The sequence below is a fragment of the Streptomyces sp. NPDC001880 genome, assembly GCF_053594575.1.
On sequence record NZ_JBSFET010000041.1, the window covers coordinates 16,460 to 41,891 of the forward strand.

Genomic DNA, 25,432 nt, shown 5'->3' on the forward strand with positions numbered 1-25,432 from the left:
GGACGACTGGGCCGTGGTGCGCGAGGCACGCGGCCGGCGCCGCTTCGACGCGGTGATTGCGGGCCGCCCGGCGCGCGGTCGCCGGCGGGCGGCACTGCGTTCGCTGACCGGCCGGGGCCGCGGGACCGGTGGTTGCGGCGCTCCCGGCCGTTCCCCCGCCGGCCCGGCGGGATCCGTCTAGGACCTGTCCGGCGGATCATGACCGGGGTCACGGCGTCCGGCACGGCACCTCGCGGCGTCGCCGGTCGGTCCAAGACGTTCCGGCGCCTTGCGATGCACCGCACCAGACGCCGCGCCCTGTCCGACCCCGATCCGCCGGACAGGCCCTAACCGTCCGACTCCGATCCGCCGGACAGGCCCTAACCGTCCGACTCCGATCCGCCGGACAGGCCCTGCCCCAGCCGCTCCACGAACTCCCGCACGGCGCCCCGTACATCCTCAGCCGTCCACTCCAGCCCCTCTCGCCCCACCGTCACCTCGGTGAACGACAGTCCGGGCGGCCCGGCGGCCGCGGGGTACCACTTGCGGAAGAGGGACACGCCCGTCTCCTCCGCCTGCCGCACCGCGGCCTCCGTCAGGACATCCGCCCCGTACGGCAGCCACACCTGGAACTGGTGCGTGTGCGGCGGCTCCGGATGCACCCGGAACCACGGGGTGCCGGCCGCCGAGAAGCCCTCGGCCAGCGCCCCGGCCACCACCTTCGCCTGCGCCACGTACGAAGCCAGCTGCGGCAGCTCCCGGTCGAGGCCGATCAGGGCGGCGAGCGCCGCGGGGAACTGCTGGAAGAGCTGCCCGCCGTACCGGTGGCGCCAGGTGCGGGCCTCCTCGATCAGCGAGGCGGGACCGGCCAGCGCGGCCCCGGAGATCCCGCCGAGGGTCTTGTAGAACGACACGTACACGCTGTCCGCGAGCGCCGCGATCTCCGGCAGCTCCCGCCCGAAGTGGGGAGCGCACTCCCACAGCCGAGCGCCGTCGATGTGCACCACGGCATCGCGTTCCCGCGCGGCAGCCACCACGTCCTCCAGCTCCTCCCAGGTCGGCAGGACGAAACCGGCATCGCGCAACGGCAGCTCCAGCATCAGCGTGCCGAACGGCTCGTCGAAGTCGCGGATCTCCTGAGCCGTGGGCAGCCGGGATCCGGACGTCGGATGGACGGTGCGCAGCCCGCTCACCGTCCCCAGCGCGCCGCGCTCGTGCACCTCGGGGTGGGCGAGGGGGTGCAGCGCCACCGTGGGGTTGCCGGTCCGTCCGGCCCAGCACCGCAGCGCGACCTGCTGGGCCATCGTCCCGGTCGGGAAGAACGCCGCGGCCTCCGTGCCCAGCAGGCCCGCGATCCGCTCCTCCAGCTCGGCGACGACGCCGTCGCCGTAGATGTCCGCGGGGCGGTCGAGATCGGTGACGGACCCGGCCCCGGCCGTCAGCGCGGCCAGCCGCTCACCGAGCGAGAGGTTCATGGCCGGCCGGATCAGGGCCCGTTCGGCCGCGGCCCAGGCTTTGGTCCTGCGCGACCGCTGCGCGTCCTCCCACGATTCCTCCCGCGGCTCCTCCTGCGCCTTGGGCCGTGACTGCCCGTCCATGTCTGCTGTGTCTGTCATGGGACGATCATCACGCAGCGCGCAGAGCGGGCCCGCACGGTTTTCCGGGCTCCCGGGCTCCGAGCCGTGCCTCCTGCCCGGACTTTCCCACAGGCTGTGGACAGCCAGGAGTCCGGACGAAACGCTGGCGTAGCATGCAGAGGAATCGTCCGGTACCCCCTGCGGACTGGAACGGAAGGCCACCGCCGCGTGAATGCAACAGCCCCCAATGAACCCCTCGACGCGAGGGACCGCCCCGCCCGCCTCACGGTCGGCGTCGTGGGCGCGGGCCGCGTCGGCCCTGCTCTCGCCGCGTCCCTGCAGCTCGCCGGGCACCGGCCGGTCGCCGTGTCGGGCGTCTCCGACGCGTCCGTGCGCAGGGCGGCCGCCCTGCTGCCCGATGTCCCGCTGGTGCCGCCCGCGGAGGTCCTCGCGCGCGCCGAGCTGGTGCTGCTGACCGTCCCCGACGACGCCCTGCCCGGCCTGGTCGAGGGCCTGGCCGAGACCGGTGCGGTGCGGCCGGGACAGCTGATCGTCCACACCTCCGGGCGGTACGGGACCGGCGTCCTGGACCCGGCGCTGCGGGCCGGCGCCCTGCCGCTCGCCCTGCACCCCGCGATGACGTTCACCGGCACCTCCGTCGACGTCCAGCGTCTGGCCGGCTGTTCCTTCGGCGTGACCGCCCCCGAGGAGCTGCGGCTCGCGGCCGAGGCGCTGGTGATCGAGATGGGCGGTGAGCCCGAATGGATCGCGGAGGAGTCCCGTCCGCTCTACCACGCCGCGCTCGCCCTCGGCGCGAACCACCTGGTCACCCTGGTCGCCCAGTCCATGGAGCTGCTGCGCACGGCCGGGGTCACCGCCCCCGACCGGATGCTCGGCCCGCTGCTCGGCGCCGCGCTCGACAACGCCCTGCGCTCCGGCGACGCCGCGCTGACCGGCCCCGTGGCCCGCGGCGACGCCGGCACGGTCGCCGCGCACATCGGCGAGCTGCGCAGGCACGCCCCGCAGACCGTGGCCGGATACGTCGCGATGGCCCGCGCCACCGCCGACCGGGCCCTCGCCCACGGCATGCTCAAGCCGGAGCTGGCCGAGGACCTGCTCGGGGTCCTGGCCGACGGCACGGGCACCGGACCACAGGAGCCCCGATGACCGACACGACCGATACCCCCCGCCCCGCCGCGCCCCGCGGGCCCGCGGCCCCCCTGCTCCGTACCGCGGCCGAGCTCGGCGCCTTCGCACCCTTCGAGGGGCCGCGGGCCGTCGTCATGACCATGGGCGCCCTGCACGAGGGCCACGCCGCCCTGATCCGCGCCGCCCGCGCGGCGGCGGGCCCCGACGGCCAGGTGGTCGTCACCGTGTTCGTCAACCCGCTCCAGTTCGGCGAGGCCGCCGACCTGGAGCGCTACCCCCGCACGCTCGACGCCGATCTCGCCGTGGCGGGCGCCGCCGGGGCGGACGCCGTCTTCGCGCCGTCCGTCGACGAGGTCTACCCCGGCGGCGAGCCGCAGGTCCGGATCTCGGCGGGCCCGATGGGCGAGCGGCTCGAAGGGGCCTCGCGCCCCGGGCACTTCGACGGCATGCTCACCGTCGTCGCCAAGCTCCTCCACCTCACCCGCCCCGATGTCGCGTTCTACGGGCAGAAGGACGCCCAGCAGCTGGCGCTGATCCGCCGGATGGTGCGCGATCTCAACTTCCCCGTGGAGATCGTCGGCGTGGAGACGGTGCGCGAGCCGGACGGCCTGGCGCTCTCCAGCCGCAACCGCTTCCTGGACGCGGAGGAGCGGCACACCGCCCTCGCCCTGTCCCGGGCCCTGTTCGCCGCCCGCGACCGGCTCGCCGCCCAGCAGGCGCTGCACGCCCGCGCCCGGACCACCGCGGCCACCACGGGCCGGGCCGCCGCGCTCACCGCGCTCGGCGAGGCCCGCGCCGCCGCGGACACCCAGGCGGTGGCTCTGGCCCGCCCGGTCGACGGCCCCTCGGCAGTGCGGGCGGCCGCGCGCCTGATCCTCGACGACGCGGCGGGCGCGCAGCCCCCGCTCGCCCTGGACTACCTGGCGCTGGTGGACCCGGCCGACTTCACCGAGATCCCCGACGACCGCACCACCGGTGAGGCGGTCCTCGCCGTCGCCGCGCGGGTCGGCAAGACCCGCCTCATCGACAACATCCCGCTGACCTTCGGAGCCACCACGTGACCGGAATACGGCTGACCGCGCCCGCTCCCGGCTGGTCCATCGACGCCGACGTCGTGGTGGTCGGCTCCGGCGTGGCCGGTCTCACCACCGCGCTGCGCTGCGCCGCCGCGGGCCTGGCCACCGTGGTCGTCACCAAGGCCCGCCTCGACGACGGCTCCACCCGCTGGGCGCAGGGCGGTATCGCCGCCGCCCTCGGCGAGGGCGACACCCCCGAGCAGCACCTGGACGACACCCTGGTCGCGGGCGCCGGTCTGTGCGACGAGGCGGCGGTCCGGATGCTGGTCACCGAGGGCCCGGACGCGGTGCGCCGGCTGATCGGGACCGGCGCCCACTTCGACACCACGGCGAGTGGCGACATCGCGCTGACCCGTGAGGGCGGCCACCACCGCCGCCGCATCGCCCACGCGGGCGGCGACGCCACGGGCGCCGAGATCTCCCGCGCCCTGGTCGAGGCGGTTCGCGAGGCCGCCCTGCGAACTGTGGAGAACGCGCTCGTACTGGACCTCCTCACCGACGCCGAGGGGCGTACCGCGGGGGTCACGCTGCATGTCATGGGCGAGGGCCAGCACGACGGCGTCGGCGCGGTCCACGCCCCCGCGGTGGTCCTCGCCACCGGCGGCATGGGCCAGGTCTTCTCCGCCACCACCAACCCGGCCGTCTCCACCGGCGACGGCGTGGCGCTGGCGCTGCGGGCCGGCGCGGAGGTCTCCGACCTGGAGTTCGTCCAGTTCCACCCGACGGTCCTCTACCTCGGCGCCGGCTCCGAGGGCCAGCAGCCGCTGGTGTCGGAGGCGGTACGGGGCGAGGGCGCCCATCTCGTCGACGCGTCCGGCACGCGCTTCATGCTCGGACAGCACGAGCTGGCGGAACTGGCCCCGCGCGACATCGTCGCCAAGACCATCACCCGCCGGATGGAGCTGCTCGGCACCGAGCACATGTACCTCGACGCCCGCCACTTCGGCGCCGAGATGTGGGAGCAGCGCTTCCCCACGATCCTGGCGGCCTGCCGCGCCCACGGCATCGACCCGATCACCGAACCGGTCCCGGTCGCCCCCGCCGCGCACTACGCCTCCGGCGGCATCCGCACCGACCTGCGGGGACGTACCACGGTGCCCGGTCTGTACGCCTGCGGCGAGGTCGCCTGCACCGGCGTGCACGGCGCGAACCGGCTGGCGTCCAACTCCCTCCTGGAGGGCCTCGTCTTCGCCGAGCGCATCGCGGCGGACATCGTCGAGGACCGGCCCCGCGCGGGTGCCGCGGAGACCGACGACGACCGTGCACCCTCCCCGCTGATCGCCCCGGAGGCCCGGTCCACGATCCAGCACATCATGACCCGGGGCGCCGGAGTCCTCCGCTCCGCCGAGAGCCTGGCCGCCGCCGCCGACGAGCTGGAGGCCCTCCACGACAGCGCCGCGTCGGCCGTGGAGGCGGACGAGCCCAAGGTCGCGGTGCCCGGCGTCGAGGCGTGGGAGGCCACCAACCTGCTGCTCGTCTCGCGCGTCCTGGTCGCCGCCGCCCGGCAGCGCGAGGAGACCCGCGGCTGCCACTGGCGCGAGGACCGGCCCGAGCGCGACGACGAGAGCTGGCGCCGCCACCTCGTCGTACGGCTCACCCCGGAGCGCCGCCCGGTCCTCAGCCGGACGCAGACCCAGGCATTCGGGCCCGTACGCCCCGCGCAGGCACCAGACTGCGCAGCAGCACCCCCCACCCACCCCGCCGATGTCACCGAGGAGCCGTAACCGTGAGCACGCCCGAAGAGAATCCGCGCCCCACACCCGTGGATGTACCGCTGATCCAGATCGGCGCGCCCGCACCGTCCGCGGGCGGCTGCGGGGACGGCTGCGGCTGCGGCGGGGACGAGCTCGACCCGCTGGAGTGCGGCCTCGACCCCGCCCTCGCACAGCTCCTCGCCGACGCCGGCCTGGACCCGGTCCAGGTCGAGGACGTCGCGCATGTCGCGATCGAGGAGGACCTGGACGGCGGGGTGGACGTCACCACCGTCGCGACCGTCGCCGAGGACGCCGTGGCCACCGGTGACTTCACCGCCCGCGAGGCGGGCGTCGTGGCCGGTCTGCGCATCGCCGAGGCCGTCCTGTCCATCGTCTGCACCGAGGAGTTCGCGGTCGAGCGCCACGTCGAGGACGGCGACCGGGTCGCCCCCGGCCAGAAGCTGCTGACCGTCACCACCCGCACCCGCGATCTGCTCACCGGGGAGCGCAGCGCACTCAACCTGCTGTGCAGGCTCTCCGGCATCGCGACCGCCACCCGTGCCTGGGCCGATGTGCTCGAAGGTACGAAGGCCAAGGTCCGCGACACCCGCAAGACCACCCCGGGCCTGCGCGCCATGGAGAAGTACGCGGTGCGCTGCGGCGGCGGCGTCAACCACCGGATGTCGCTGTCGGACGCGGCACTGGTCAAGGACAACCACGTCATCGCGGCGGGCGGCGTGGCCGAGGCGTTCAAGCGGGTGCGGGACGAGTTCCCGGACGTACCGATCGAGGTCGAGGTCGACACCCTCCAGCAGGTCCGCGAGGTGCTCGACGCGGGCGCCGACCTGATCCTGCTGGACAACTTCACCCCGCTGCAGACGTCCGAGGCGGTCGCCCTGACCGGCGGCCGCGCGGTCCTGGAGTCCTCCGGCCGGCTCTCCCTCGACACCGCCCGTGCCTACGCCGAGGCGGGCGTCGACTACCTGGCCGTCGGCGCGCTCACCCACTCCTCGCCGATCCTCGACATCGGCCTGGACTTCCGCGACACCGACGGGGCCGACGCCTGATGCTGCTCACCATCGACGTCGGCAACACCCACACCGTCCTCGGCCTGTTCGACGGCGAGGAGATCGTCGAGCACTGGCGGATCTCCACCGACCCCCGCCGCACCGCCGACGAGCTCGCCGTGCTGCTCCAGGGCCTGATGGGCATGCACCCGCTGCTCGGCATGGAGCTGGGCGACGGCATCGAGGGCATCGCGATCTGCTCCACGGTCCCGGCCGTCCTGCACGAGCTGCGCGAGGTGACCCGCCGCTACTACGGCGATGTCCCCGCCGTGCTCGTCGAGCCGGGCATCAAGACCGGCGTGCCGATCCTGATGGACAATCCGAAGGAGGTCGGCACGGACCGCATCATCAACGCGGCCGCTGCCGTCGAGCTGTACGGCGGTCCGGCGATCGTCGTCGACTTCGGTACGGCCACCACCTTCGACGCGGTCTCCGCGCGGGGCGAGTACACCGGTGGTGTCATCGCGCCCGGCATCGAGATCTCGGTCGAGGCGCTCGGCGTCAAGGGCGCCCAGCTCCGCAAGATCGAGCTGGCCAGGCCGCGCAGCGTGATCGGCAAGAACACGGTCGAGGCGATGCAGGCGGGCATCATCTACGGCTTCGCCGGCCAGGTCGACGGAGTCGTCGCGCGGATGAAGAAGGAGCTGGCGGCCGACCCCGACGACGTCACCGTCATCGCGACGGGCGGCCTTGCGCCGATGGTGTTGGGCGAGTCCTCCGTCATCGACGAGCACGAGCCCTGGCTCACCCTCATCGGCCTGCGCCTGGTCTACGAGCGGAACGTGTCACGGCGCTGAGGGCTGTCCCGTAGGAGACCGCTGAAGATCTTGCTCTGACCGCCCGGCTCACACCAGGTCGCCAGAAAATGTCAATCGCCATGAACCGGGGCAAGCCGGGCCCGATTTCAAGATCTTCAGGACGCTCCTGGGGCGTGTTTCGAAAGGACGTCGTCCGCCCGGAGGGCGGGGTCGGGGGCGTCCGGTGCGTGGGACCGCAAGGCGGAGGGTGGAGAGCGCAGCGGGCTGCGCCGACGACCGGCAACGCGGCGAGTGTGCGTGTCGGGCGTTCCCGGCCAGGCGGACCTTCGCAGCACGCCCTCGGCCCTGTCGGACAGGCGGTGTACCTGCGGGAACGGCCCACGGGGAGCGGGTCCGCCGCCGCGCCGCCGACGTCCAGTTAAGCCGATTTTGTCCATTTAGCACGTATTGTCGCGTCATGCCCACGCCTTACGGATCACGCGGCGGCATGGCGTTCAGCGCGGACGAGCTGCGGGTGCTCCGACGCGCTCTCGCCATCGCCCTCCATCCCATGCCCCTGCCGGACGAGGACGTCCAGGACTGCCTGCGGCTGGCCGGTTCCGTGGACGAGGCGGTCGGCGAGGCGGGACGGCTGCGCACGTTCCTCCTCGCCGACCTCGTCCGCTACCGCAACGCCCTCCCCGGCTCCGTCAGCGGCTATCTGGAGCTGCTCCAGGATGCCCTGGCGGGCGGATACGACCCAGGCCCCGACGATCTCGCCGCGCTGCGCGCCCTGCGCCACAGGCCGCTGGCCGCAGCGCTCCTGGAGCGCTGTCAGGCGGTCGCGGAACGGTCGGTGCAGGCCCGCCTCGCCGGACGCGCCGTATCGGCGAAGGCTCCCGCGCCGCGCAGCCGGCTCCTCGCCCTGCCCGGTGGCCGGGCCGCCGAAGCCGAACCCGAACGGCCCAAGGCCCCGGCGGAGCCCGCCCGGCCGGGCCGCCCGTCCGGGCGCCCGGCGCCGAAGCCCTCGGAGGTCTTCCCGCCCCGCCGCCGCCCGGTCCCGCCGCCGCAGCAGCGCGCCGCGGGGTAGGGGCGCCGCGGAAGTCCGTACCGGCCTCGCTACCCTGGACGCCATGGACTATGTAGCCGCGCTCCTGCCCCCCGTGGTGATGGCCGCCTTCTTCATCGGCCTCGTCGTGACGATCGTCAAGAGTCAGGGCGGTCCCAACAAGGCCAAGGAGGACGCGGCTGTGGACCTGGCGATCGGCCGCGCCGAGTCGGTCCAGCAGGCCCCGCGGAGCGGCGGCGCCTGACCTCCGCCTCCCGTCGTACATGAAGGGCGCACGGCTCATCCCGAGCCGTGCGCCCTTTGCTGCTTTGCCGCACGAATAACCGGTCATTCCAGGCATCTGGCACTAAAGTGACATTGTGCCCCGCCAATTGGGAGATCTGGAAGACGCCGTGATGACGCGGATCTGGCAATGGAACCGTCCGGTCACCGTGCGGGAAGTCCTTGAGGACCTTCAGCAGGAACGCTCCATCGCCTACACGACCGTCATGACGGTAATGGACAATCTCCATCAGAAGGGCTGGGTGCGCAGGGAAGTCGACGGCCGCGCATATAGATATACGGCGGTCTCCACTCGCGCCGCCTACTCGGCCGCACTGATGAACGAAGCCTGGTCGCGCAGTGACAACCCCGCGGCCGCACTTGTCGCCTTCTTCGGCATGATGTCCGCCGAGCAGCGCGAGGCCCTCCGGGATGCCATGCGGATCGTCCGGCCCGATCTGTCCGCAACCCCCGAGTCCCCGTCCGGTGAACCCGCCGGTGAACCGGTCGATGCGGCCACCGGCGAACCGGCCGGAGAGGAGGCCGAAGATCCGGCCGACGGGGCGGCCCCGGAGGCCGGGCGATAGCGTCAGGGGTATGTCCTCAGAGCTTCCGTACGCCGATTCCCGTACCGAACCGCCGGCCATAAACACGGCCATCACAGTCCGACGTGCCAGGACCAGTGATGTGGCGTCGGTCCGCCGTCTCCTCGACGGGTACGTACGTGAAGGCATCCTGCTCGACAAAGCGACCGTGACGCTTTACGAGGACATCCAGGAGTTCTGGATCGCGGAACGCGACGAGGATGCCCGGGTCATCGGCTGCGGCGCACTGCACGTGATGTGGGAAGACCTCGCCGAAGTGCGTACTCTCGCCGTCGACCACAGCATCAGGGGTGCCGGAGTCGGTCATCAAGTGCTGGACAAGTTGTTGCAGACCGCCCGCTGGCTGGGCGTGCAGCGGGTTTTCTGTCTCACCTTCGAAGTGGACTTCTTCGCGAAGCACGGCTTCGTGGAGATCGGAGAGACACCGGTCGACGGAGATGTCTACAGTGAGCTGCTGCGTTCCTATGACGAGGGTGTAGCGGAGTTCCTGGGCCTCGAACGAGTGAAGCCGAACACCTTGGGCAACAGCCGGATGCTTCTGCATCTGTGACCGCCATCTGCGACCGTCACAAGAAGCCGGAACCCTATGTCCGAATCGCGCATGTTTCCCGTCTTCCCGTGATCCTGAACCTCTCCCGAGGGTTTGTGTTTTCCGGGGAAAAGCGGTTTCCTTTCCGCGTACTGCATTTTCGATGAAAGGGAATCCAGTGGCACAGAAGGTTCAGGTCCTTCTTGTCGATGACCTCGACGGCGGCGAGGCGGACGAGACGGTCACGTTCGCTCTCGATGGCAAGACGTACGAGATTGACCTCACGACGAGCAACGCGGACAAGCTCCGTGGTCTTCTTGAGCCGTACACCAAGGGTGGTCGGCGCACGGGTGGCCGCGCGGCGTCCGGCCGTGGCAAGGGCCGCGCCGTTACGGGTGGCAACAAGGACACCGCCGAGATCCGTAAGTGGGCCCGCGAGAACGGCCACAATGTGAATGACCGCGGCCGTGTTCCCGCGGAGATCCGCGAAGCTTACGAGAAGGCCAACGGCTGAGCTGTCGGCCCATCCACCGACAGTCCTGTTCGGGCACGCATCAATCGGGCCCGGTGGCATTCCGTCGCCACCGTGTCCAACAGCCGTACGAGATCGGGAGCACCCCCACCCCTGCTCCCGAGGCCGGCGAGGGCCGGGAGTTCCACCCCTTCCTCGTGCCGTGGCCCGGGGGGCCGCAGCCATGCGGCGGCCCCCGGCCGGCCCGCCGTCCGCCCGGGCGGCACCGGCGCGGTGATCCGGCCGCCCGCGCCGATGGCGGTCAGGGAGAGGGTGATGCCTCCCCACTCCAGCCAGTCGAGCAGTCCGGGCAGCTCTTCGGCACTCCCCACCGCGACCAGCAGGTTCATCCGCGCGCCCGACAGCGCCACGGGCCCGGTGCGGTCCAGCTGCCGCAGCGCCGCGTGACCGGCGGCCGCGGGGACCTGGAGCACGTCGAACCGCACCCCGGTCAGCAGGCGCACCGGCGCGGTGCCCGCCGTCGCCCAGCCGAGCTCGCGTTCGTACCACTGCGCCCACCGGGCACAGTCGCTGCTCTTGTGCTCACCGGTGACCGAGGGCGCGGGAGGCGGGAAGGTGATGGCCATGCCCGGAAGAACGGGCCGGACACCCGCAGGGTTACGCAGAGTGCCCACCTGGTTGCACCGTGTGTCCTGGGTGGGGTGAAGGGGCGCGCTCGGGAGCACGAATGTGTTCGCCCGTAGCGGAGGGAACCGGCGCGCGCCGCATGGACTGTCTGTAATTGCGGGTAAGACATCCCCAGTGGGGAGGGGCGACACGCAGGTTCGGGCATCTCACGTTCGCCATCGGCGTACTGGCGAAAGGGGTATCTGCCTGGCTATGCGGGAACATCGTCTCGCACCATCGGGTTGGAGAAGTTGTCAGCGTTCGGGGCAGGAGGCCAAGGACGGTGTCGGCAGTTGGAATGAGCGGTCCCCGCTTGCGGGACTAAGCTGCGGAAGGACAGGGAGGGGACCGACCCCTTACTGCCTGACCGCTCTGAGGAGCGATTAACGATGTTCGAGAGGTTCACCGACCGCGCGCGGCGGGTTGTCGTCCTGGCTCAGGAAGAAGCCCGGATGCTCAACCACAACTACATCGGCACCGAGCACATCCTCCTGGGCCTTATCCACGAGGGTGAGGGTGTCGCCGCTAAGGCCCTGGAGAGCCTCGGGATTTCGCTCGAGGCGGTCCGCCAGCAGGTGGAGGAGATCATCGGCCAGGGCCAGCAGGCCCCGTCCGGGCACATCCCCTTCACGCCCCGGGCCAAGAAGGTCCTGGAGCTCTCGCTCCGCGAGGCCCTTCAGCTCGGCCACAACTACATCGGCACCGAGCACATCCTGCTCGGCCTGATCCGCGAGGGCGAGGGTGTCGCCGCCCAGGTCCTCGTGAAGCTGGGCGCCGACCTGAACCGGGTGCGGCAGCAGGTCATCCAGCTGCTCTCCGGGTACTCGGGCAGCAAGGAGGCGGCGACCGCGGGCGGCCCCGCGGAAGGCACGCCCTCCACGTCCCTGGTGCTCGACCAGTTCGGCCGGAATCTCACCCAGGCGGCCCGCGAATCCAAGCTCGACCCGGTCATCGGGCGCGAGAAGGAGATCGAGCGGGTCATGCAGGTGCTGTCCCGCCGCACCAAGAACAACCCGGTTCTCATCGGCGAGCCCGGCGTCGGCAAGACGGCGGTCGTCGAGGGACTGGCGCAGGCCATCGTCAAGGGCGAGGTGCCCGAGACCCTCAAGGACAAGCACCTCTACACCCTGGACCTCGGCGCGCTGGTCGCCGGCTCCCGCTACCGCGGTGACTTCGAGGAGCGCCTGAAGAAGGTCCTCAAGGAGATCCGCACCCGCGGCGACATCATCCTGTTCATCGACGAGCTCCACACCCTGGTGGGTGCGGGTGCCGCCGAGGGCGCGATCGACGCCGCCAGCATCCTCAAGCCGATGCTGGCCCGCGGCGAGCTGCAGACCATCGGTGCCACCACGCTCGACGAGTACCGCAAGCACCTGGAGAAGGACGCCGCGCTTGAGCGCCGCTTCCAGCCCATCCAGGTCGCCGAGCCCTCGCTGCCGCACACCATCGAGATCCTCAAGGGTCTGCGCGACCGCTACGAGGCCCACCACCGCGTCTCCATCACGGACGAGGCGCTGGTCCAGGCCGCGACGCTGGCCGACCGGTACATCTCGGACCGCTTCCTGCCGGACAAGGCGATCGACCTGATCGACGAGGCCGGTTCCCGGATGCGCATCCGCCGGATGACCGCGCCGCCGGACCTCCGCGAGTTCGACGAGAAGATCGCGGGCGTCCGCCGCGACAAGGAGTCGGCCATCGACTCCCAGGACTTCGAGAAGGCGGCTTCCCTCCGCGACAAGGAGAAGCAGCTCCTCGCCGCGAAGACCAAGCGCGAGAAGGAGTGGAAGGCCGGCGACATGGACGTCGTGGCCGAGGTCGACGGCGAGCTGATCGCCGAGGTCCTGGCCACCGCGACCGGCATTCCGGTCTTCAAGCTGACGGAGGAGGAGTCCTCCCGCCTGCTGCGCATGGAGGACGAGCTCCACAAGCGCGTCATCGGGCAGAAGGACGCCATCAAGGCCCTTTCGCAGGCGATCCGCCGTACGCGAGCCGGTCTGAAGGACCCGAAGCGCCCCGGTGGCTCGTTCATCTTTGCCGGCCCGTCCGGTGTCGGTAAGACGGAGCTCTCCAAGACGCTCGCCGAATTCCTCTTCGGCGACGAGGACGCGCTGATTTCCCTCGACATGTCGGAGTTCAGCGAGAAGCACACGGTTTCCCGCCTCTTCGGTTCTCCCCCCGGTTACGTGGGTTACGAAGAGGGCGGCCAGCTCACCGAGAAGGTGCGCCGCAAGCCGTTCTCCGTCGTCCTCTTCGACGAGGTCGAGAAGGCCCACCCCGATATCTTCAATTCCCTGCTCCAGATTCTGGAGGACGGTCGCCTGACCGACTCCCAGGGCCGGGTAGTGGACTTCAAGAACACGGTCATCATCATGACGACCAACCTCGGGACCCGGGACATCTCCAAGGGCTTCAACCTGGGCTTCGCCGCCCAGGGCGACGTCAAGACCGGCTACGAGCGGATGAAGAACAAGGTCAACGAGGAGCTCAAGCAGCACTTCCGGCCCGAGTTCCTCAACCGTGTCGACGACACGGTCGTCTTCCACCAGCTCAGCCAGGAAGACATCATCCAGATCGTCGACCTGATGATCGCCAAGGTGGACGAGCGTCTGAAGGACCGCGACATGGGCATCGAGCTCAGCGCGGACGCCAAGACGCTCCTCGCCAAGAAGGGCTACGACCCCGTGATGGGCGCCCGGCCGCTGCGCCGGACGATCCAGCGTGAGATCGAGGACGTCCTCTCCGAGAAGATCCTCTTCGGTGAGCTGCGCCCCGGTCACATCGTGGTCGTCGGCACCGAGGGCGAGGGGGAGGAGAAGACCTTCACCTTCCGCGGCGAGGAGAAGTCGGCGCTGCCCGACGTCCCCCCGATCGAGCAGGCGGCAGGCGGCGCGGGCCCGAACATGTCGAAGGATGTGTGAGGACGCCCCGAGCGCCTGAACAGAAGTAGAAGGGGCTGCCCCGGAACCGTGCGAAACGGTCCGGGGCAGCCCCTTTCGGCGTGCGGTCAGCGGCTTACGTCGAGGCCTTCGCCGCCCGTGATCGCCGCATGGCCGGTGACGGCCACCCGGCACTCGGGCATTGCCTGCAACGGGGAAAGATCGATGTGTCTGACATGCACGGGCGGGGTGAGCATCACCCACCTCAGTGCGGGGAAGACCCGGGGGATGCCTTCGAGCCCGAGCATGTCGGCTTCGGGGCGGAGCACCAGATTCCTGACGGAAGGAACGGGCTGCTCGCCGCCGAACTCCGTCAGGGACGTCAGGGTCAGCGAGAGGTGGGACACCCACGGCGCCCGCCGGAGGGCGGCGAGCAGCGGCCCGACCGACGTGCGAGCGTTCAGGTCGAGTTCCTGCAGGCGCGTCCAGCCGTCGAGCGAGTCGATCTCCAGGGCCGTTCCGCCGATGGCCAGTGAGCGCAGCCCGGGGTGGGCGGGCAGCTGGGTCAGACGTTCGGCCGTCAGGCGGTTGAGCATCAGGCAGGCCAGTTCCTTCGAAGCCGTGGCTGCCAGCGCACTGTCGGGGACATGCGTCATGTCCAGAACGACCATCTTCAGCGCTTGGAGTCCGGTGAGCGGGCCGAGGTCCCGTACAGCCGGACAGCCGTCCAAGGACAGGGACCTGAGCTTCTCGGAGCAGTCCGCCAGGAACGAGAGATCCGTGATGCAGGGGTTCCGCCGGAAGATCAGATCGTTCCAGGGTCTGCCGCGCAGAGCGGCATGGAGTTCGGCCGAGCCGAAGCACCCGATGATCTGCAGGTCCGCGGCGGCCGGCAGGTGGCGCAGCGCTGCCAGCTTCTCCGGGGAGTCGATGTTCAGGGTGTGGTGATCCAGCTGGGCGAGGACCTGCCGGGCGTACTTCTCCACCGGGTACCTGTCCCAGTCCACCCTGAACAGGAAGCTGAGCTCAGGGTGTGCGAGTGCCCAGCGGCGGGCGTGCGGTACGGCCTCCGCCCCGCCGATCTCGTTGATCAGGTCGACGCAGGGGCGGGCCTGCTCCTTGGTGGGCGCGTGGGCCGGGTCGGGCAGGAACTCCAGAGCGGCCGGACCGAGGTGGGTGAGCAGCCGTACGTCCTTGTCGTTCCTCGGTGGGAACAGCGCCCCGACGGCCGAGCGGACCCTGTCCCGTGTCGTCTCGTCCAGCCAGGTCGCGTGCTGTGTGCAGAGCGCGGCCAGGACGACGATCTCGTTGCGGGTGACGGTGTCGCCGGGGCCGGGCTGCGCATCCAGCAGTCCATTGACCAGTACGGGGTGTTCGCGGCGCCCGCAGTGGCCGGCCGACAGTCGGATGACGTCGTACCAGTTCTGTGTGCCCGCCCGGCCGAGGAGCTCGTTCAGCTGGTCGCCCTCGATGAACTCCTTCGCGGCGAGGAAGTCCTGGAAGGTGCGGTGGGCGAACTGGTAGACGTCGTCGGTACGTTCCTGGAGGACGCCGCTGCGGTTCAGCAGATGGGTCAGGATCTCCTCGGCCGAGCCCTGGGCGCGCAGCCGTTCCATGCCCGGCAGGGCGCGTTCCAGCTGGCGCAGTGCCGCCGAGCGGTGGAGCTCCGACTGGCCGCCCCGCACCAGCCAGATCGCGATGCGCTGGAGCAGCTGGGCCTGCTCCTCCACGCTCATTGTGATGCCCTCGGGGGCCTCGATCCTGCGCTGCTTGTCGCGGTCGCCGAGCAGCATGGTGAGCGCCGAGTCGTACAGGCTCCAGCGGGTCTCCGGCAGGATGCCCTGGCGGCGGCGGTGCAGGGCGCAGATCACCGCGCAGAGCAGCGGCGTACGGGCCAGATTGCGCAGGGTCCGGTTCTGGGCGAACTGCTGGATCAGGTCCCTTTCCAGCGCGCCGAGCGTCTCGTGGTCGTCGTCGTCCAGCCGGGCAGCCCGGTGCCAGGCGGCGACGAAGGCCTCGATGTCCCCGTCCCGCATCGGCAGCAGCCGCAGCTCCTCGAAGTCCTGGGACCTCAGCCAGCCCGGCTCGACGGCCAGCGGGCGCACCGTGGCCACGCAGCGGATGTCCGGGTACCGGTCCAGGAGGCGGGACAGCCACTCATGGGCCTGCTCGCGGTCGTCGCGCGGGACCTCGTCCAGCCCGTCGACCAGCAGCAGCGCCCGGCCGGACTCCAGCACCCGGCCGACCCAGCCCTCGGGGGCCGCGTCGATCACCAGCCGGGCCGCGTCGGGCAACTGCGCGGGGGCGGGGAAGGTGCCGCCCTGGGCGCGCAGGGTGCGCAGCGGTACGACGAACGGGACCAGGCCGTTGAGCGGGGCCAGCTGCGGGCCCAGCGTGCCGGCCGAGGCGTGGGCGGCCAGCCACCACAGCAGCGTGGTCTTGCCGGCGCCCGCGTCGCCGCGCAGCAGGACCCGGGGGCGGTCGGGGAGCAGTGTGTCGATCCGCTGCGGCGGTGGACCTGCTTCCCCGGCGTTCTGCTGGGCCTCCAGGCTCAGGTACGCGGTGTCCAGATCCCATTCGGAGTCGCGTCGGCCCAGCTCGTCGAGGCCGAAGATCTTCGTACGGCGGTACGCGGCCCCGAGTGCCGTCGCGTACTCCTCCTCGTACCGCGCGTCTTGGGGAAAGCGGCCGTGGACCCGCTCGTGGCGCAGTGCCGTGCCGGTCTGCCGGTAGACGAGCTCGAACGGCCGGGAGGCGACGAGCGGGGTGAGCGGTACGCACTCCACGCGCCGGCCGCCGCGCTGCCGGGGGATCTGCCGGGCGATGCCGATGAGGACGTTACCGGCGAAGACCGGGCCGCCGGACATGCCGCGCAGTGACGGGGGCTCCGAGTCGCTTTCCGCAGGCGGCGGGCCGTCCAGCTCGCAGACCAGGAGTCCGCGCAGGTGTCCGGCCATCGGCAGGGCGGTGGCCGTGTACTGGTCGGCCTCCAGATGCCGCTCGGGGCCGTACCGCTGGATGTCGGGGAAGCCGGTGATCTCGCAGCCGGAGACCGCCTGCCCGGTGTGGAGGACGCCGAGCCGCACCGGAGAGACGGGGAGGACCGGGTCGGTGGTCAGCAGGAGGGCGGCGTCGAGGTCGTGGTCGATCCAGGCGACCGTCGCCGTCGCGTGGTCCGCCCGCCCGGGGTGGGCGACGGTGGCCCGGCTGCCGCCCCTGACCACATGGGCGCAGGTCAGCACGAGACGGTCGGTGAGCAGGGCGCCGCTGCCCTGGACGGTTCCGGCGCCCAGGACGACGACCGTACGCGCCGCGGGTGCGGTGGGCGGCGCGGTGCTCACGGCTGCGCCGCCCCGTGGCCGGTGTGTGTGGCGCTGCCTTGGTTTCCGTGGCCGGTGTGTGTGGCGCTGCCCTGGCCCCTCTGGCCGAAGTGCGCGGTGCTGCCCTGGTCTCCGTGGCCGATCTGCCACGGCCCTCCGGTCGCGGCGTCGCGCGGTTTCAGTGTGAAGGCGACCTTGTGCGTGCGGCTGGTCGCGCGGGAGGCGTCGGTGCCCGCCTCGACCACCCAGGCCTTGACCTTGCCGCCGCCCTTGACCTCCTTGCGGAGTTCGAGGGTGAACTCCATCTGGATGTCACCGACCTCGAAGGCCACGGGGCGGCCGGTGGCGCGGCCGGCGGCTTCGACGAGCTGGTTGCGGATCGATTCGACGGCATCGGCGAGCTCGATGCCGTCCATGTCGCCGGTGTCTGTGGTGTCGCTGGCCATGGCCTGTTCCCCCGGGTCGAGCTGGCGGTCGTTGCGCCAGCCTAAGGGCAGGTCGAAGGTCCCGAAACGGACAGCCTTCGGGCCCACCGGTGGTGACAAGGCGCACAGCCCGTTCTGGGCCTACTAGGAACGGTAGGAGAGGGCGTCGTGATCGCTGCGGGGGTCTTCGGCCCTGCGGTGGACGGGGCTTTCGGAGCAGGAGGGGCAGAGGGCCGAATCGCTGGGATATATCCGTTTCGAGCAGTTTGGAGCTGGGGTCAAACCCGTCCGGAACCAGAGTTTCGATGGGTTCGGGCGTGGCTCGTTTCAAACCTGCGGCTGTGAATTCCCGGGGTGTCGGATACGGCTTTTGTTCGTAGATGAGGTGTTTGGGCAATAGGTGGAGTGCGGGTTACCAAGGAACGGCCAGCCCGGCCGGAGCGCCGGGTCCAGTCGTCTTCGGAGGTTCTCCGCTTATGTCGAAGCGCGTTTCGTTCCAGCGCTCCCGCCGCCCGTCCGTGTCCCGTGTCCGTGGCGCCGTCGTGGCAGCCGGCCTGGGGGCGTCGATGGTTCTCGGTGCGGGTGCTGCGTTCGCGGCCGACTCGGCGGGTGCCCCGAATTCCATGCCCCTGATCGACAACGGCACGGCCGAATCGGTCGCCCAGCAGGCGGCCGCACAGGGCAAGGCCGCCGAGAAGGCCGCGGCCGAGAAGGCGGCGGCGAGCAAGAAGGCGGCCGCGGCGAAGAAGGCCGCGCTGAAGAAAGCCCACGGCTGGGAGACCCCGGTGAGCCGCTACGAGCTGAGCGCGAGCTTCGGCAACGACGGCAGCCGCTGGGCCCACAAGCACTCCGGCCAGGACTTCGCCGTGCCGATCGGCACCAAGGTCGAGGCCGCGCACTCCGGCGTCGTCGTGAAGGCCGGCCCCAACGGCGGCGGCGACGGTCCCGCGTACGGCAACGCTGTCGTGATCAAGCACGCCAACGGTACGTACTCGCAGTACGCCCACCTGTCGGAGATCGATGTGCGGATCGGCGAGGCCGTGGAGACGGGCGAGAAGATCGCGCTCTCCGGCAACACCGGCAACTCCAGCGGCCCGCACCTGCACTTCGAGATCCGGCACACCGCCGACTACGGCTCCGCGGTCAACCCGGTCAGCTTCCTGAACAACAAGGGCGTGCACGTCTGATCCGGCCGTGACCGATCCGACCGGGTCCGAGCCGACGGGGTCCGATCCGGCCGGGACGGCTCCACTACTGCGCGGACTCCTGGCCGTGTGCCCGGGTGACCAGTTCGAAGGCGACTTCGAGGACGGCCTTGCGCTTCTCCTCGGGGTCGCCTTCGAGGTCCTTGAGGGCGAACATGCCCGCGTGCGTCGCGAAGAGCGCGGTGGAGCAGCGCACATGGTCGGCCGGTGAGGCGCCGGGTTCCTGGAGCAGATCGACCAGGGCTACGACGCGCTCCTTGATGGTCACCCCGAGGCCGGTGTCATGGCCATCGCCATGATCGGCGGACCGCTGGTCGGCGGCACCATCACCGACCACCTCGGCCGGCGTTGGAGCTTCTACATCAACCTGCCGCTCCGGTTCAGCTGCCGGAGCCTTTGCGGCCGGCCTTCGCGCCCTGTGCCTCGTCGCTGTCCGGGCCACGCGGCTCGGACACCTGGAGCATCGGGAAGCTGCCGGTGTTCGTCGGCGCGTGCTCGGGCAGCCACAACACCGCGATCGCCCCGCCCGTGCCCGGCGCCGCCCCGTCCGGCGCCGCGTTGCGGAAGGTCAGCCGGGCCCCGAGAACCCGCGCCTGACCGGCCGCGATCGTCAGCCCGAGACCGTGCCCGCGCCCGGCCCGGTCACTGCTTCCGGTACGGAAGCGGCTCGGCCCCTCGCGCAGCAGCGCCGCCGGGAACCCGGCACCGTGATCGCGGATCCGGACCACCCGGCCCTCGACCGTGACCTCCACCGGGGTCGCGCCGTGCTTGGCGGCGTTGCCCAGCAGATTGCCGAGGATGCGCTCCAGCCGGCGCGGATCGGTGTTGACCCAGGACTCGTGCACCACCCGCACCCGCACGTCCGGGTCCAGCAGCGCGACCCGTCGGCTGACGAACTCCCCCAGCGCGATCTCCTGGAGCTCGGCCCGCTCCGACGCACTGTCCAGCCGGGCCACCTCCAGCACGTCCTCGACGAGCGTGCGCATCGCCTGCGCCCGGTCCCGTACCAGCTCGGTGGGGCGGCCGGGCGGCAGCAGCTCGGCCGCCGTCAGCAGACCGGTCACCGGCGTACGCAGCTCGTGCGCGATGTCCGCGGTGACCCGCCGCTCCGCCTCGATCCGCGCGTTCAACGCGTCCGTCAGCGCGTCCACCGCACCGGCCAGCTCATCGGTCTCGTCCCGGACGACACCGCCCACGGCCTCCCCGACCCGTACATCCGTATTGCCCTGTGCGACCCGGCCCGCCGCGGCCGCCGCCTTGCGCAGCCGGCGCGACAGCTGCCCGCCGATCAGCACGCCCAGCGCACAGCCGCCGAACACCACCGAGACCGAGCCGATGATCAGCGCCCGGTCGAGATCGCGCATGATCGTGGAGTTGCGGCCCGCGAACCGGGTGTGCAGCGAGAGCACGTCGCCATGGCCGACCGGCACGGCCGCCCACACATCGGGCACCCCCTTGCTGGTCACCTCGACATGGGTGGCGCGCCGGTTCCTGGAGGTCTCCGCGCGCAGGCTGCGCGGCATGGTCGGGTCGTTGAGCTTGGCGCCGAACCGGGGGTCGGCCTTCTTCGTCTTCGTCGCCTCGTACAGCAGCTGTGCGTGCGTCAGCCGCTCCAGCTGGACCTCGCGGGCGTTCTCCAGCATCGAGACCCGGGCCGCGTTGTGGACGACGAAGCTGAGCGCGACCGCGGTCAGCGCGCCGACCGCCGCGATCGCGATGCTGATCTTCCAGCGGACTCCGGTCCGCAGGGCCGGCCGCTTCACGGCGTGAGTTTGTAGCCGAAGCCGCGGACCGTCTCGATCCGTTCCTGGCCGATCTTGGTGCGCAGTCGCTGCACATGGACATCCACGACCCGGGTGTCACCGCCCCATCCGTATTCCCAGACCCGCTCCAGGAGCTTGTCGCGGGAGAGCACCGTGCCGGGCGCCGCGGAGAACTCCAGCAGCAGCCGCATCTCGGTCGGGGTCAGCGCCACCCGCTCGCCGCCGCGGTGGACCGCCATGCCCTCGGTGTCGACCTCCAGATCGCCGAAGACCAGCACCCCGTCGACGGGCTGTGGCTCCGGCTCCCCGCTGCCCTGCCTGCCCGAGGCGTGGCCGAAGCGGCGCAGCACGGCGCGGATCCGGGCGACCAGGACCGCCCCGTCGAAGGGCTTGGTGACGTAGTCGTCCGCGCCGGCCTCCAGGCCGAGCACCACATCGATCGAGTCCGCGCGGGCCGACAGCATGATCACGGGCACCGTCGACTCGTCGCGGATATGACGGCAGAGGCTGACTCCGTCGAGCCCCGGCACCATCACGTCGAGCAGGGCGATGTCGGGGCGGTCGGCCCGGAAGGCGTCGAGGCCCGACATGCCGTCGGGCATCGCGGTGACCACGAAGCCGGCGCGCTCCAGCGCCAACTGGGTGGCCTCGCGGATGACGTCGTCGTCCTCGACGAACAGGACGTGGGTCTCGGCCATCAGACTGCTCTCAGCTCCCCGCCGGTTCGGCGGCTCCCGGAAGAGTCGCTCCGCCGCTGCCGACGGCTCGGTTGAAGTCGTTGTGCACCCGGTCGTGCTCGTTGAACCGGTTGCCCGCCCAGCGGTAGGTGATCACTTCCTCGCCGGAGGGGTACGCGACCGAGTCCCTCTTCTCGTACACCTGGGTCGTCACCACCAGATCACCGCGGTCGATGGTGCCGTAGACCGCGGGCTGCTCGACGGTGAACACGTTCGCGTACGTGCCGTTGGTCCGCGGGCGGTACACATAGGTGCCGACGCCCACCGAGTCGCCGCAGGTCATCACGTTCACCACCACATCGGGCGAGGGCCCGCCGGTCATGGCGCCGTAGGAGGTGTCCACCGGGTACTCGGAGCCGGTGCAGGGCTTCAGATCCGTTCTGACCCGCTCGCTGACCTTGGGGTCGCGCTTGAGCAGCGTCACGGGATCGATCCGCGCGGCGGGCTTCGCGGAGGAGGACGGCCCGTCGCTGGGCGTGACCTGGGCCACGGGCTGGGTGCCGGCCGGGCCCTCGTCGCGGGTGCCGGTACCACCGGTCGAGCAGCCGACGGCGAGCAGCCCGAAGGCGGCGAGGCCGACCAGGGTCGTGGCGCTCGCCGCCCAGCCGGTCAGGACCCGGCCACGTCCGACGGTGGCCGCACGGCCACCGTCCCTTCTTCTGCCACCGCCACGGTCCCCGCCGTCGCCGTCGCTGGCTGTCAGGCCGCGCAACGCTCCCGCCCCCGTTCGTCCGTATGCCTGCCCATCCGCGCCCGCACCGGAGCGCGGCCGACCGCCAGGTCCTGCTCCTCACGGAGCCGGGCCTCGCTGCTCACCGCCTCACGGCTCTCCAGCTCCTGGCGCAGCCGTGCCAGTGCACGGTGCAGCGTGCTCTTCACCGTACCGGCCGACATACCGAGCGCCGCAGCCGTCTCCTCCGTGCTCATCTGCTCCCAGTGTCGCAGCACGACGACGCTGCGCTGCTTGGGAGCCAGTACGCCCAGCACATCCATCAGCAGGGCGCGGTCGGCGCGCTGCTCGGTGCCGTCCTCGACGCTCGCGTCGGGCAGCTGCTCGGTGGGGACCTCGTCCAGCTTCCGGGCCCGCCACCACTCGGTACGGGTGTTGATCATGACGCGGCGCAGATAGGCATCGGCCAGGGACTTGTCGGCGATGCCGTCCCAGCGGCCGTACGTACGGGCCAGCGCGGTCTGGAGCAGGTCCTGCGCGTCCACGGGGTCGGGGACCAGCCGCCGCGCGCTGCGCAGCAGCGCGTCGTGCCGAGTGCGTACGTAGTCCTCGAATGCGAGCACCTCGCCGTGCGCCATTCCAACCGCCTCCGTCCCCGTGGATCCCCGTGGTTCCGCCGTCAGCCATCGTTCGGTCCGGCTGACGGAGAAGACGCTACGGAGCTGTTGTCACGGGGTTGTGCGGAGCAGCCATACGCCGACGCACGGCTGTCCATCGGTTGTGTAACAGCGGGGGAGCGGCGCCGGTGGTACGGAGCTCAGCTCAGCGGCAGCCGGTACTGGCCGCCGGCCAGCGGTTCGACCAGGCCGTCGGCGACCAGGCCGTCCAGTGCGCGGGCTCGTTGCACCGGCTCGTCCCACACCGCGTCCAGCGCCGACTGCGGCACCGGCGTCGTCGCCTCGCGCAACACGGCGAGCAGCCGGCCGCGCACCTGCCGGTCCGTGCCGGCATAGGTCTGACCGCGCCGCGGGGGCCCCTGGTGGGCGGGCTTCCCGGCCAGTCGCCAGGCGCACTGTCCGGCGATCGGGCAGCGGTCGCAGTCCTCGTTCTTCGCGGTGCAGACGAGGGCTCCGAGCTCCATCGTCGCGGCGGCCCAGCGGGCCGCCCGCTCGTCCTCGTCGGGGAGCAGCGCGCGGGCGAGCTTGCGCTCGGCGGCGGTGGTCGCGTTCGGCGGGTACTGGATCCCGGTCGCGGCGCGGGCGAACACCCGGCGGACGTTGGTGTCGAGCACGGCATGCCGCTGTCCGTACGCGAACGAGGCCACGGCCGCCGCGGTGTACTCGCCGATCCCGGGCAGGGCGAGCAGCTGGGCGTGCTCGCTCGGTACGTCGCCGCCGTGTCGTTCCGTTATGGCCTGCGCGGCCCCGTGCAGGCGGAGAGCCCGGCGGGGGTAGCCGAGCCGGCCCCAGGCGCGGACCGCCTCGCCGGGCGGTTCGGCGGCCAGGTCGGCGGGGCGGGGCCAGCGGGCGAGCCACTCTTCGTACACCGGGAGGACCCGGCTCACGGGGGTCTGCTGCAGCATGAACTCGCTCACCATCACACCCCAGGCGCCCGCTTCGGGGCGGCGCCAGGGCAGATCGCGGGCGTGCTGGTCGAACCACCCGATGACGGGAGAGTGGAGGGAGGCGGGGGGCGTCTGTGTCGCAGTCATGGCAGTCATCGCACCGTCGATCCTGGCACGGAAGGACAGACGATGGTTCCGCGTACGGTGGTGTCGCTCCTCCTGGGGGCCCTTGGGGTGATAATGCCACCCGTCCGCGCCCCGGTGGTCCGGCAACCGGCCCAAGGGGGCCGGTCGCGTTCCTCCGGGGCCGTCAGCGCCGCCTGGCCCGTCGGCGGGAGCGGCCGGCCGGGGGCGCGCCCGGCCCCGAGGCCCAGGCCGCCACCGGCGCCCCACTGCTGCGTACCGTGCGGGCGAGCGACTGTGCCGGGCCGCGCAGTACGGCGACGACCAGGGCCGAGACCGCGGCGCCGAGCAGCAGCCCGACCGCCACGTCATGCGGATAGTGCACACCGACGAAGACCCGGGAGAAGGCCATCAGCAGCGCCAGCGGCACCGTGAGCCAGGCCAGCCGGGGCCTGGCGATCGCCAGGGCGACGGCCGCCGCGCCGGCGATCGCGGAGTGGTTGCTGGGGAAGGACCAGTCGCCGGGCGGCGGGCAGGTCACCAGCGAGGCCGCGGCGTCGGCCACCGACCTGCACGGGCGCTCCTCGTCCACCACCGACTTGAGCACCTCGCTGGCCACGTAGCCGAAGGCCGTCGCGACGGGCGCGAGAACCGCCAGCGCCAGGGCGCCGTCGCCCTGGCTCCGGGCCCGCCACCACCCGGTGATGAACAGGACACCGAAGACCAGGAGCCCGAGCTCCGTCCATATCTCGGCCAGATGTTGCACCCATGACGGCATGTCATGCGCGAAGTCGGTGATGTCCCGGTAGAGCGGGGCCGTAACTGAGCTATCCATCCGACAGAGGGTAGTGAATGAAACCGGGAGTTCATCCGGGCGATGCCCGGTGGTCGACTCGGTCGCGGTGCGGGACCGGAACGGGCCGTCCGAGATGATGATCCGCAAAACTTGATGCCGGGGCGGCGGGTGGGGCGGGAGTCGGCGCCGATCTCTCGTAGAGTTTGGGCCGTGGGATCTTTGCGTAATCCGATCGGTCCGCTTCCCTCCGCCATCTACTGGCGACGGAGGGCGGTAGCGGCGTCACTCGTCGCGCTGCTCGCGCTGCTGATCGTATGGGTCGTCACCTCGGGCGGGGACAAGAAGACCAAGGACGACTCCCGGCCCGCCGGGTCCGGCCCCGCGCGCGAGATCACCCCGGGTCCCGAGGGTTCGGGCCCGGCCATCAGCCAACAGCCCGGCGGGCGCGACGAGTCGGACGGCTCAGGCGGGGACGGCGACGGTACGGGCGCGGGCTCCGGAGGCGGAACGGGCGGCGGCGGTACGGACGCCGGCGGCGCAGCGGACACCGGAGCCGGCGGCGCGAACGGCAGCGGCTGGACGGCCGGCCAGCAGGTCCCGGCTTCCTCCCCGCTCCCCGACTGCACTCCCGCGGCACTGCACCTGAGCCTGAGTACGGAGCTCACCTACAGCCCCGGCGAGAAGCCGGAGTTCAAGCTGGTCGTCAAGAACACCTCGGCCACCACCTGCAAGGCCGACCTCGGACCGAAGAGCGCGGTGCTCACCATCACCGAGGCCGGCGGCGAGGACAATCAGGTGTGGTCCTCCAAGGACTGCCCGCGCGACGCGGGCGTCCTGCTGCTGAAGGTCCCGGCGGGCGAGACCGTCGCGCACACCGTGGAGTGGGACCGCAGGAAGAGCTCCCCGCAGTGCGCGACGCCGCCCGCGGGGGCGGTGGGCCCCGGTACGTATCTGGTCGAGGCGAAGGCGCCGGGCGAGCCGGTGCAGCGCGCCTCGTTCGTCCTTGCGAAGGACTGAGCGCGCGCCGGGGCGGGACCGCAGAACGCGACGTGGTCCGGTCTCCCGGGCCCCG

Annotated in this window: 23 protein-coding genes and 1 pseudogene; 13 read left to right on the forward strand and 11 right to left on the reverse strand. The window is 71.6% G+C overall.

Going from position 1 to position 25,432, the window contains the following annotated elements; genetic code table 11:
• Nucleotides 1-359 precede the first annotated feature (359 nt).
• Nucleotides 360-1,577, reverse strand: coding sequence for a threonine aldolase family protein (locus ACWCQ6_RS21870; protein ID WP_451091631.1), 1,218 nt, complete (start codon nt 1,575-1,577; stop codon nt 360-362).
• 207 nt (nt 1,578-1,784) lie between these two features.
• Here ACWCQ6_RS21870 and ACWCQ6_RS21875 point away from each other — a divergent pair, with 207 nt between their 5' ends.
• From ACWCQ6_RS21875 to ACWCQ6_RS21920, 10 genes are all read left to right on the forward strand, one after another.
• A complete protein-coding gene (locus ACWCQ6_RS21875; RefSeq protein WP_451091568.1) occupies nt 1,785-2,723 on the forward strand; it encodes a Rossmann-like and DUF2520 domain-containing protein in 939 nt (312 codons plus the stop codon).
• Nucleotides 2,720-3,766 carry a pantoate--beta-alanine ligase gene (gene panC, locus ACWCQ6_RS21880; protein ID WP_451091570.1) on the forward strand — a complete coding sequence of 349 codons (1,047 nt, stop codon included), beginning with the start codon at nt 2,720-2,722 and terminating at the stop codon, nt 3,764-3,766. The genes ACWCQ6_RS21875 and panC overlap by 4 nt, the downstream gene beginning before the upstream one ends.
• Nucleotides 3,763-5,505: an L-aspartate oxidase gene (locus ACWCQ6_RS21885; protein ID WP_451091572.1), complete on the forward strand. Its 1,743-nt coding sequence runs from the start codon at nt 3,763-3,765 to the stop codon at nt 5,503-5,505. The genes panC and ACWCQ6_RS21885 overlap by 4 nt, the downstream gene beginning before the upstream one ends.
• 2 nt (nt 5,506-5,507) lie before the next feature.
• Entirely contained in the window at nt 5,508-6,542 is a 1,035-nt protein-coding gene (nadC, locus tag ACWCQ6_RS21890; protein WP_451091574.1) for a carboxylating nicotinate-nucleotide diphosphorylase, read from the forward strand.
• Entirely contained in the window at nt 6,542-7,339 is a 798-nt protein-coding gene (locus ACWCQ6_RS21895; RefSeq protein WP_451091576.1) for a type III pantothenate kinase, read from the forward strand. Before nadC ends, ACWCQ6_RS21895 begins: the two co-directional genes overlap by 1 nt.
• 448 nt (nt 7,340-7,787) lie before the next feature.
• On the forward strand, nt 7,788-8,369 hold the full coding sequence (locus tag ACWCQ6_RS21900; RefSeq protein ID WP_451091633.1) for a hypothetical protein: 582 nt from the start codon (nt 7,788-7,790) through the stop codon (nt 8,367-8,369).
• Between the two features lie 43 nt (nt 8,370-8,412).
• Entirely contained in the window at nt 8,413-8,592 is a 180-nt protein-coding gene (locus ACWCQ6_RS21905; protein ID WP_451091578.1) for a hypothetical protein, read from the forward strand.
• A gap of 115 nt (nt 8,593-8,707) precedes the next feature.
• Nucleotides 8,708-9,196, forward strand: coding sequence for a BlaI/MecI/CopY family transcriptional regulator (locus ACWCQ6_RS21910; RefSeq protein WP_451091580.1), 489 nt, complete (start codon nt 8,708-8,710; stop codon nt 9,194-9,196).
• Between the two features lie 10 nt (nt 9,197-9,206).
• On the forward strand, nt 9,207-9,764 hold the full coding sequence (locus ACWCQ6_RS21915) for an amino-acid N-acetyltransferase (RefSeq protein WP_451091582.1): 558 nt from the start codon (nt 9,207-9,209) through the stop codon (nt 9,762-9,764).
• 157 nt (nt 9,765-9,921) lie between these two features.
• A complete protein-coding gene (locus tag ACWCQ6_RS21920; RefSeq protein WP_072487060.1) occupies nt 9,922-10,257 on the forward strand; it encodes a histone-like nucleoid-structuring protein Lsr2 in 336 nt (111 codons plus the stop codon).
• Here ACWCQ6_RS21920 and ACWCQ6_RS21925 read toward each other — a convergent pair.
• Complete coding sequence (locus tag ACWCQ6_RS21925) at nt 10,236-10,841, reverse strand: SCO3374 family protein (protein WP_451091584.1); 606 nt, start codon at nt 10,839-10,841, stop codon at nt 10,236-10,238. The genes ACWCQ6_RS21920 and ACWCQ6_RS21925 overlap by 22 nt on opposite strands.
• 429 nt (nt 10,842-11,270) lie before the next feature.
• Between ACWCQ6_RS21925 and ACWCQ6_RS21930 the strand changes: the two genes are divergently transcribed.
• A complete protein-coding gene (locus ACWCQ6_RS21930) occupies nt 11,271-13,799 on the forward strand; it encodes an ATP-dependent Clp protease ATP-binding subunit (protein WP_189546087.1) in 2,529 nt (842 codons plus the stop codon).
• Between the two features lie 86 nt (nt 13,800-13,885).
• On the opposite strand, the gene ACWCQ6_RS21935 is transcribed toward ACWCQ6_RS21930, so the two are convergent.
• Nucleotides 13,886-17,098: an NACHT domain-containing protein gene (locus ACWCQ6_RS21935; protein WP_451091586.1), complete on the reverse strand. Its 3,213-nt coding sequence runs from the start codon at nt 17,096-17,098 to the stop codon at nt 13,886-13,888.
• Entirely contained in the window at nt 17,095-17,523 is a 429-nt protein-coding gene (locus ACWCQ6_RS21940) for a trypco2 family protein (RefSeq protein ID WP_451091588.1), read from the reverse strand. Before ACWCQ6_RS21940 ends, ACWCQ6_RS21935 begins: the two co-directional genes overlap by 4 nt.
• A 455-nt stretch (nt 17,524-17,978) precedes the next feature.
• Between ACWCQ6_RS21940 and ACWCQ6_RS21945 the strand changes: the two genes are divergently transcribed.
• Nucleotides 17,979-18,689, forward strand: coding sequence for a M23 family metallopeptidase (locus ACWCQ6_RS21945; RefSeq protein WP_451091590.1), 711 nt, complete (start codon nt 17,979-17,981; stop codon nt 18,687-18,689).
• Between the two features lie 64 nt (nt 18,690-18,753).
• Here ACWCQ6_RS21945 and ACWCQ6_RS21950 read toward each other — a convergent pair.
• The 7 genes and pseudogenes from ACWCQ6_RS21950 to ACWCQ6_RS21980 all read right to left on the reverse strand — a co-directional run.
• Nucleotides 18,754-18,990: pseudogene (locus ACWCQ6_RS21950) on the reverse strand (TetR family transcriptional regulator); the annotation flags it as partial.
• A 97-nt stretch (nt 18,991-19,087) separates the two neighbouring features.
• Nucleotides 19,088-20,470 (reverse strand): two-component system sensor histidine kinase CseC, encoded by a 1,383-nt coding sequence (gene cseC / locus ACWCQ6_RS21955; RefSeq protein ID WP_451091592.1) that lies wholly within the window; start codon nt 20,468-20,470, stop codon nt 19,088-19,090.
• The gene (gene cseB / locus ACWCQ6_RS21960; protein WP_451091635.1) at nt 20,467-21,171 is read right to left on the reverse strand and encodes a two-component system response regulator CseB; all 705 of its coding nucleotides are present in this window, start codon (nt 21,169-21,171) and stop codon (nt 20,467-20,469) included. Before cseB ends, cseC begins: the two co-directional genes overlap by 4 nt.
• Before the next feature lie 7 nt (nt 21,172-21,178).
• Entirely contained in the window at nt 21,179-21,919 is a 741-nt protein-coding gene (locus ACWCQ6_RS21965; RefSeq protein ID WP_451091594.1) for a hypothetical protein, read from the reverse strand.
• Nucleotides 21,907-22,515 (reverse strand): SigE family RNA polymerase sigma factor, encoded by a 609-nt coding sequence (locus ACWCQ6_RS21970; protein WP_451091596.1) that lies wholly within the window; start codon nt 22,513-22,515, stop codon nt 21,907-21,909. The genes ACWCQ6_RS21965 and ACWCQ6_RS21970 overlap by 13 nt, the downstream gene beginning before the upstream one ends.
• Nucleotides 22,516-22,694: 179 nt before the next feature.
• Nucleotides 22,695-23,597: an A/G-specific adenine glycosylase gene (locus ACWCQ6_RS21975; RefSeq protein ID WP_451091598.1), complete on the reverse strand. Its 903-nt coding sequence runs from the start codon at nt 23,595-23,597 to the stop codon at nt 22,695-22,697.
• 154 nt (nt 23,598-23,751) lie between these two features.
• Nucleotides 23,752-24,399 (reverse strand): phosphatase PAP2 family protein, encoded by a 648-nt coding sequence (locus tag ACWCQ6_RS21980; protein WP_451091600.1) that lies wholly within the window; start codon nt 24,397-24,399, stop codon nt 23,752-23,754.
• A gap of 171 nt (nt 24,400-24,570) precedes the next feature.
• Here ACWCQ6_RS21980 and ACWCQ6_RS21985 point away from each other — a divergent pair, with 171 nt between their 5' ends.
• Nucleotides 24,571-25,377, forward strand: coding sequence for a hypothetical protein (locus ACWCQ6_RS21985; RefSeq protein WP_451091602.1), 807 nt, complete (start codon nt 24,571-24,573; stop codon nt 25,375-25,377).
• Nucleotides 25,378-25,432: the final 55 nt, after the last annotated feature.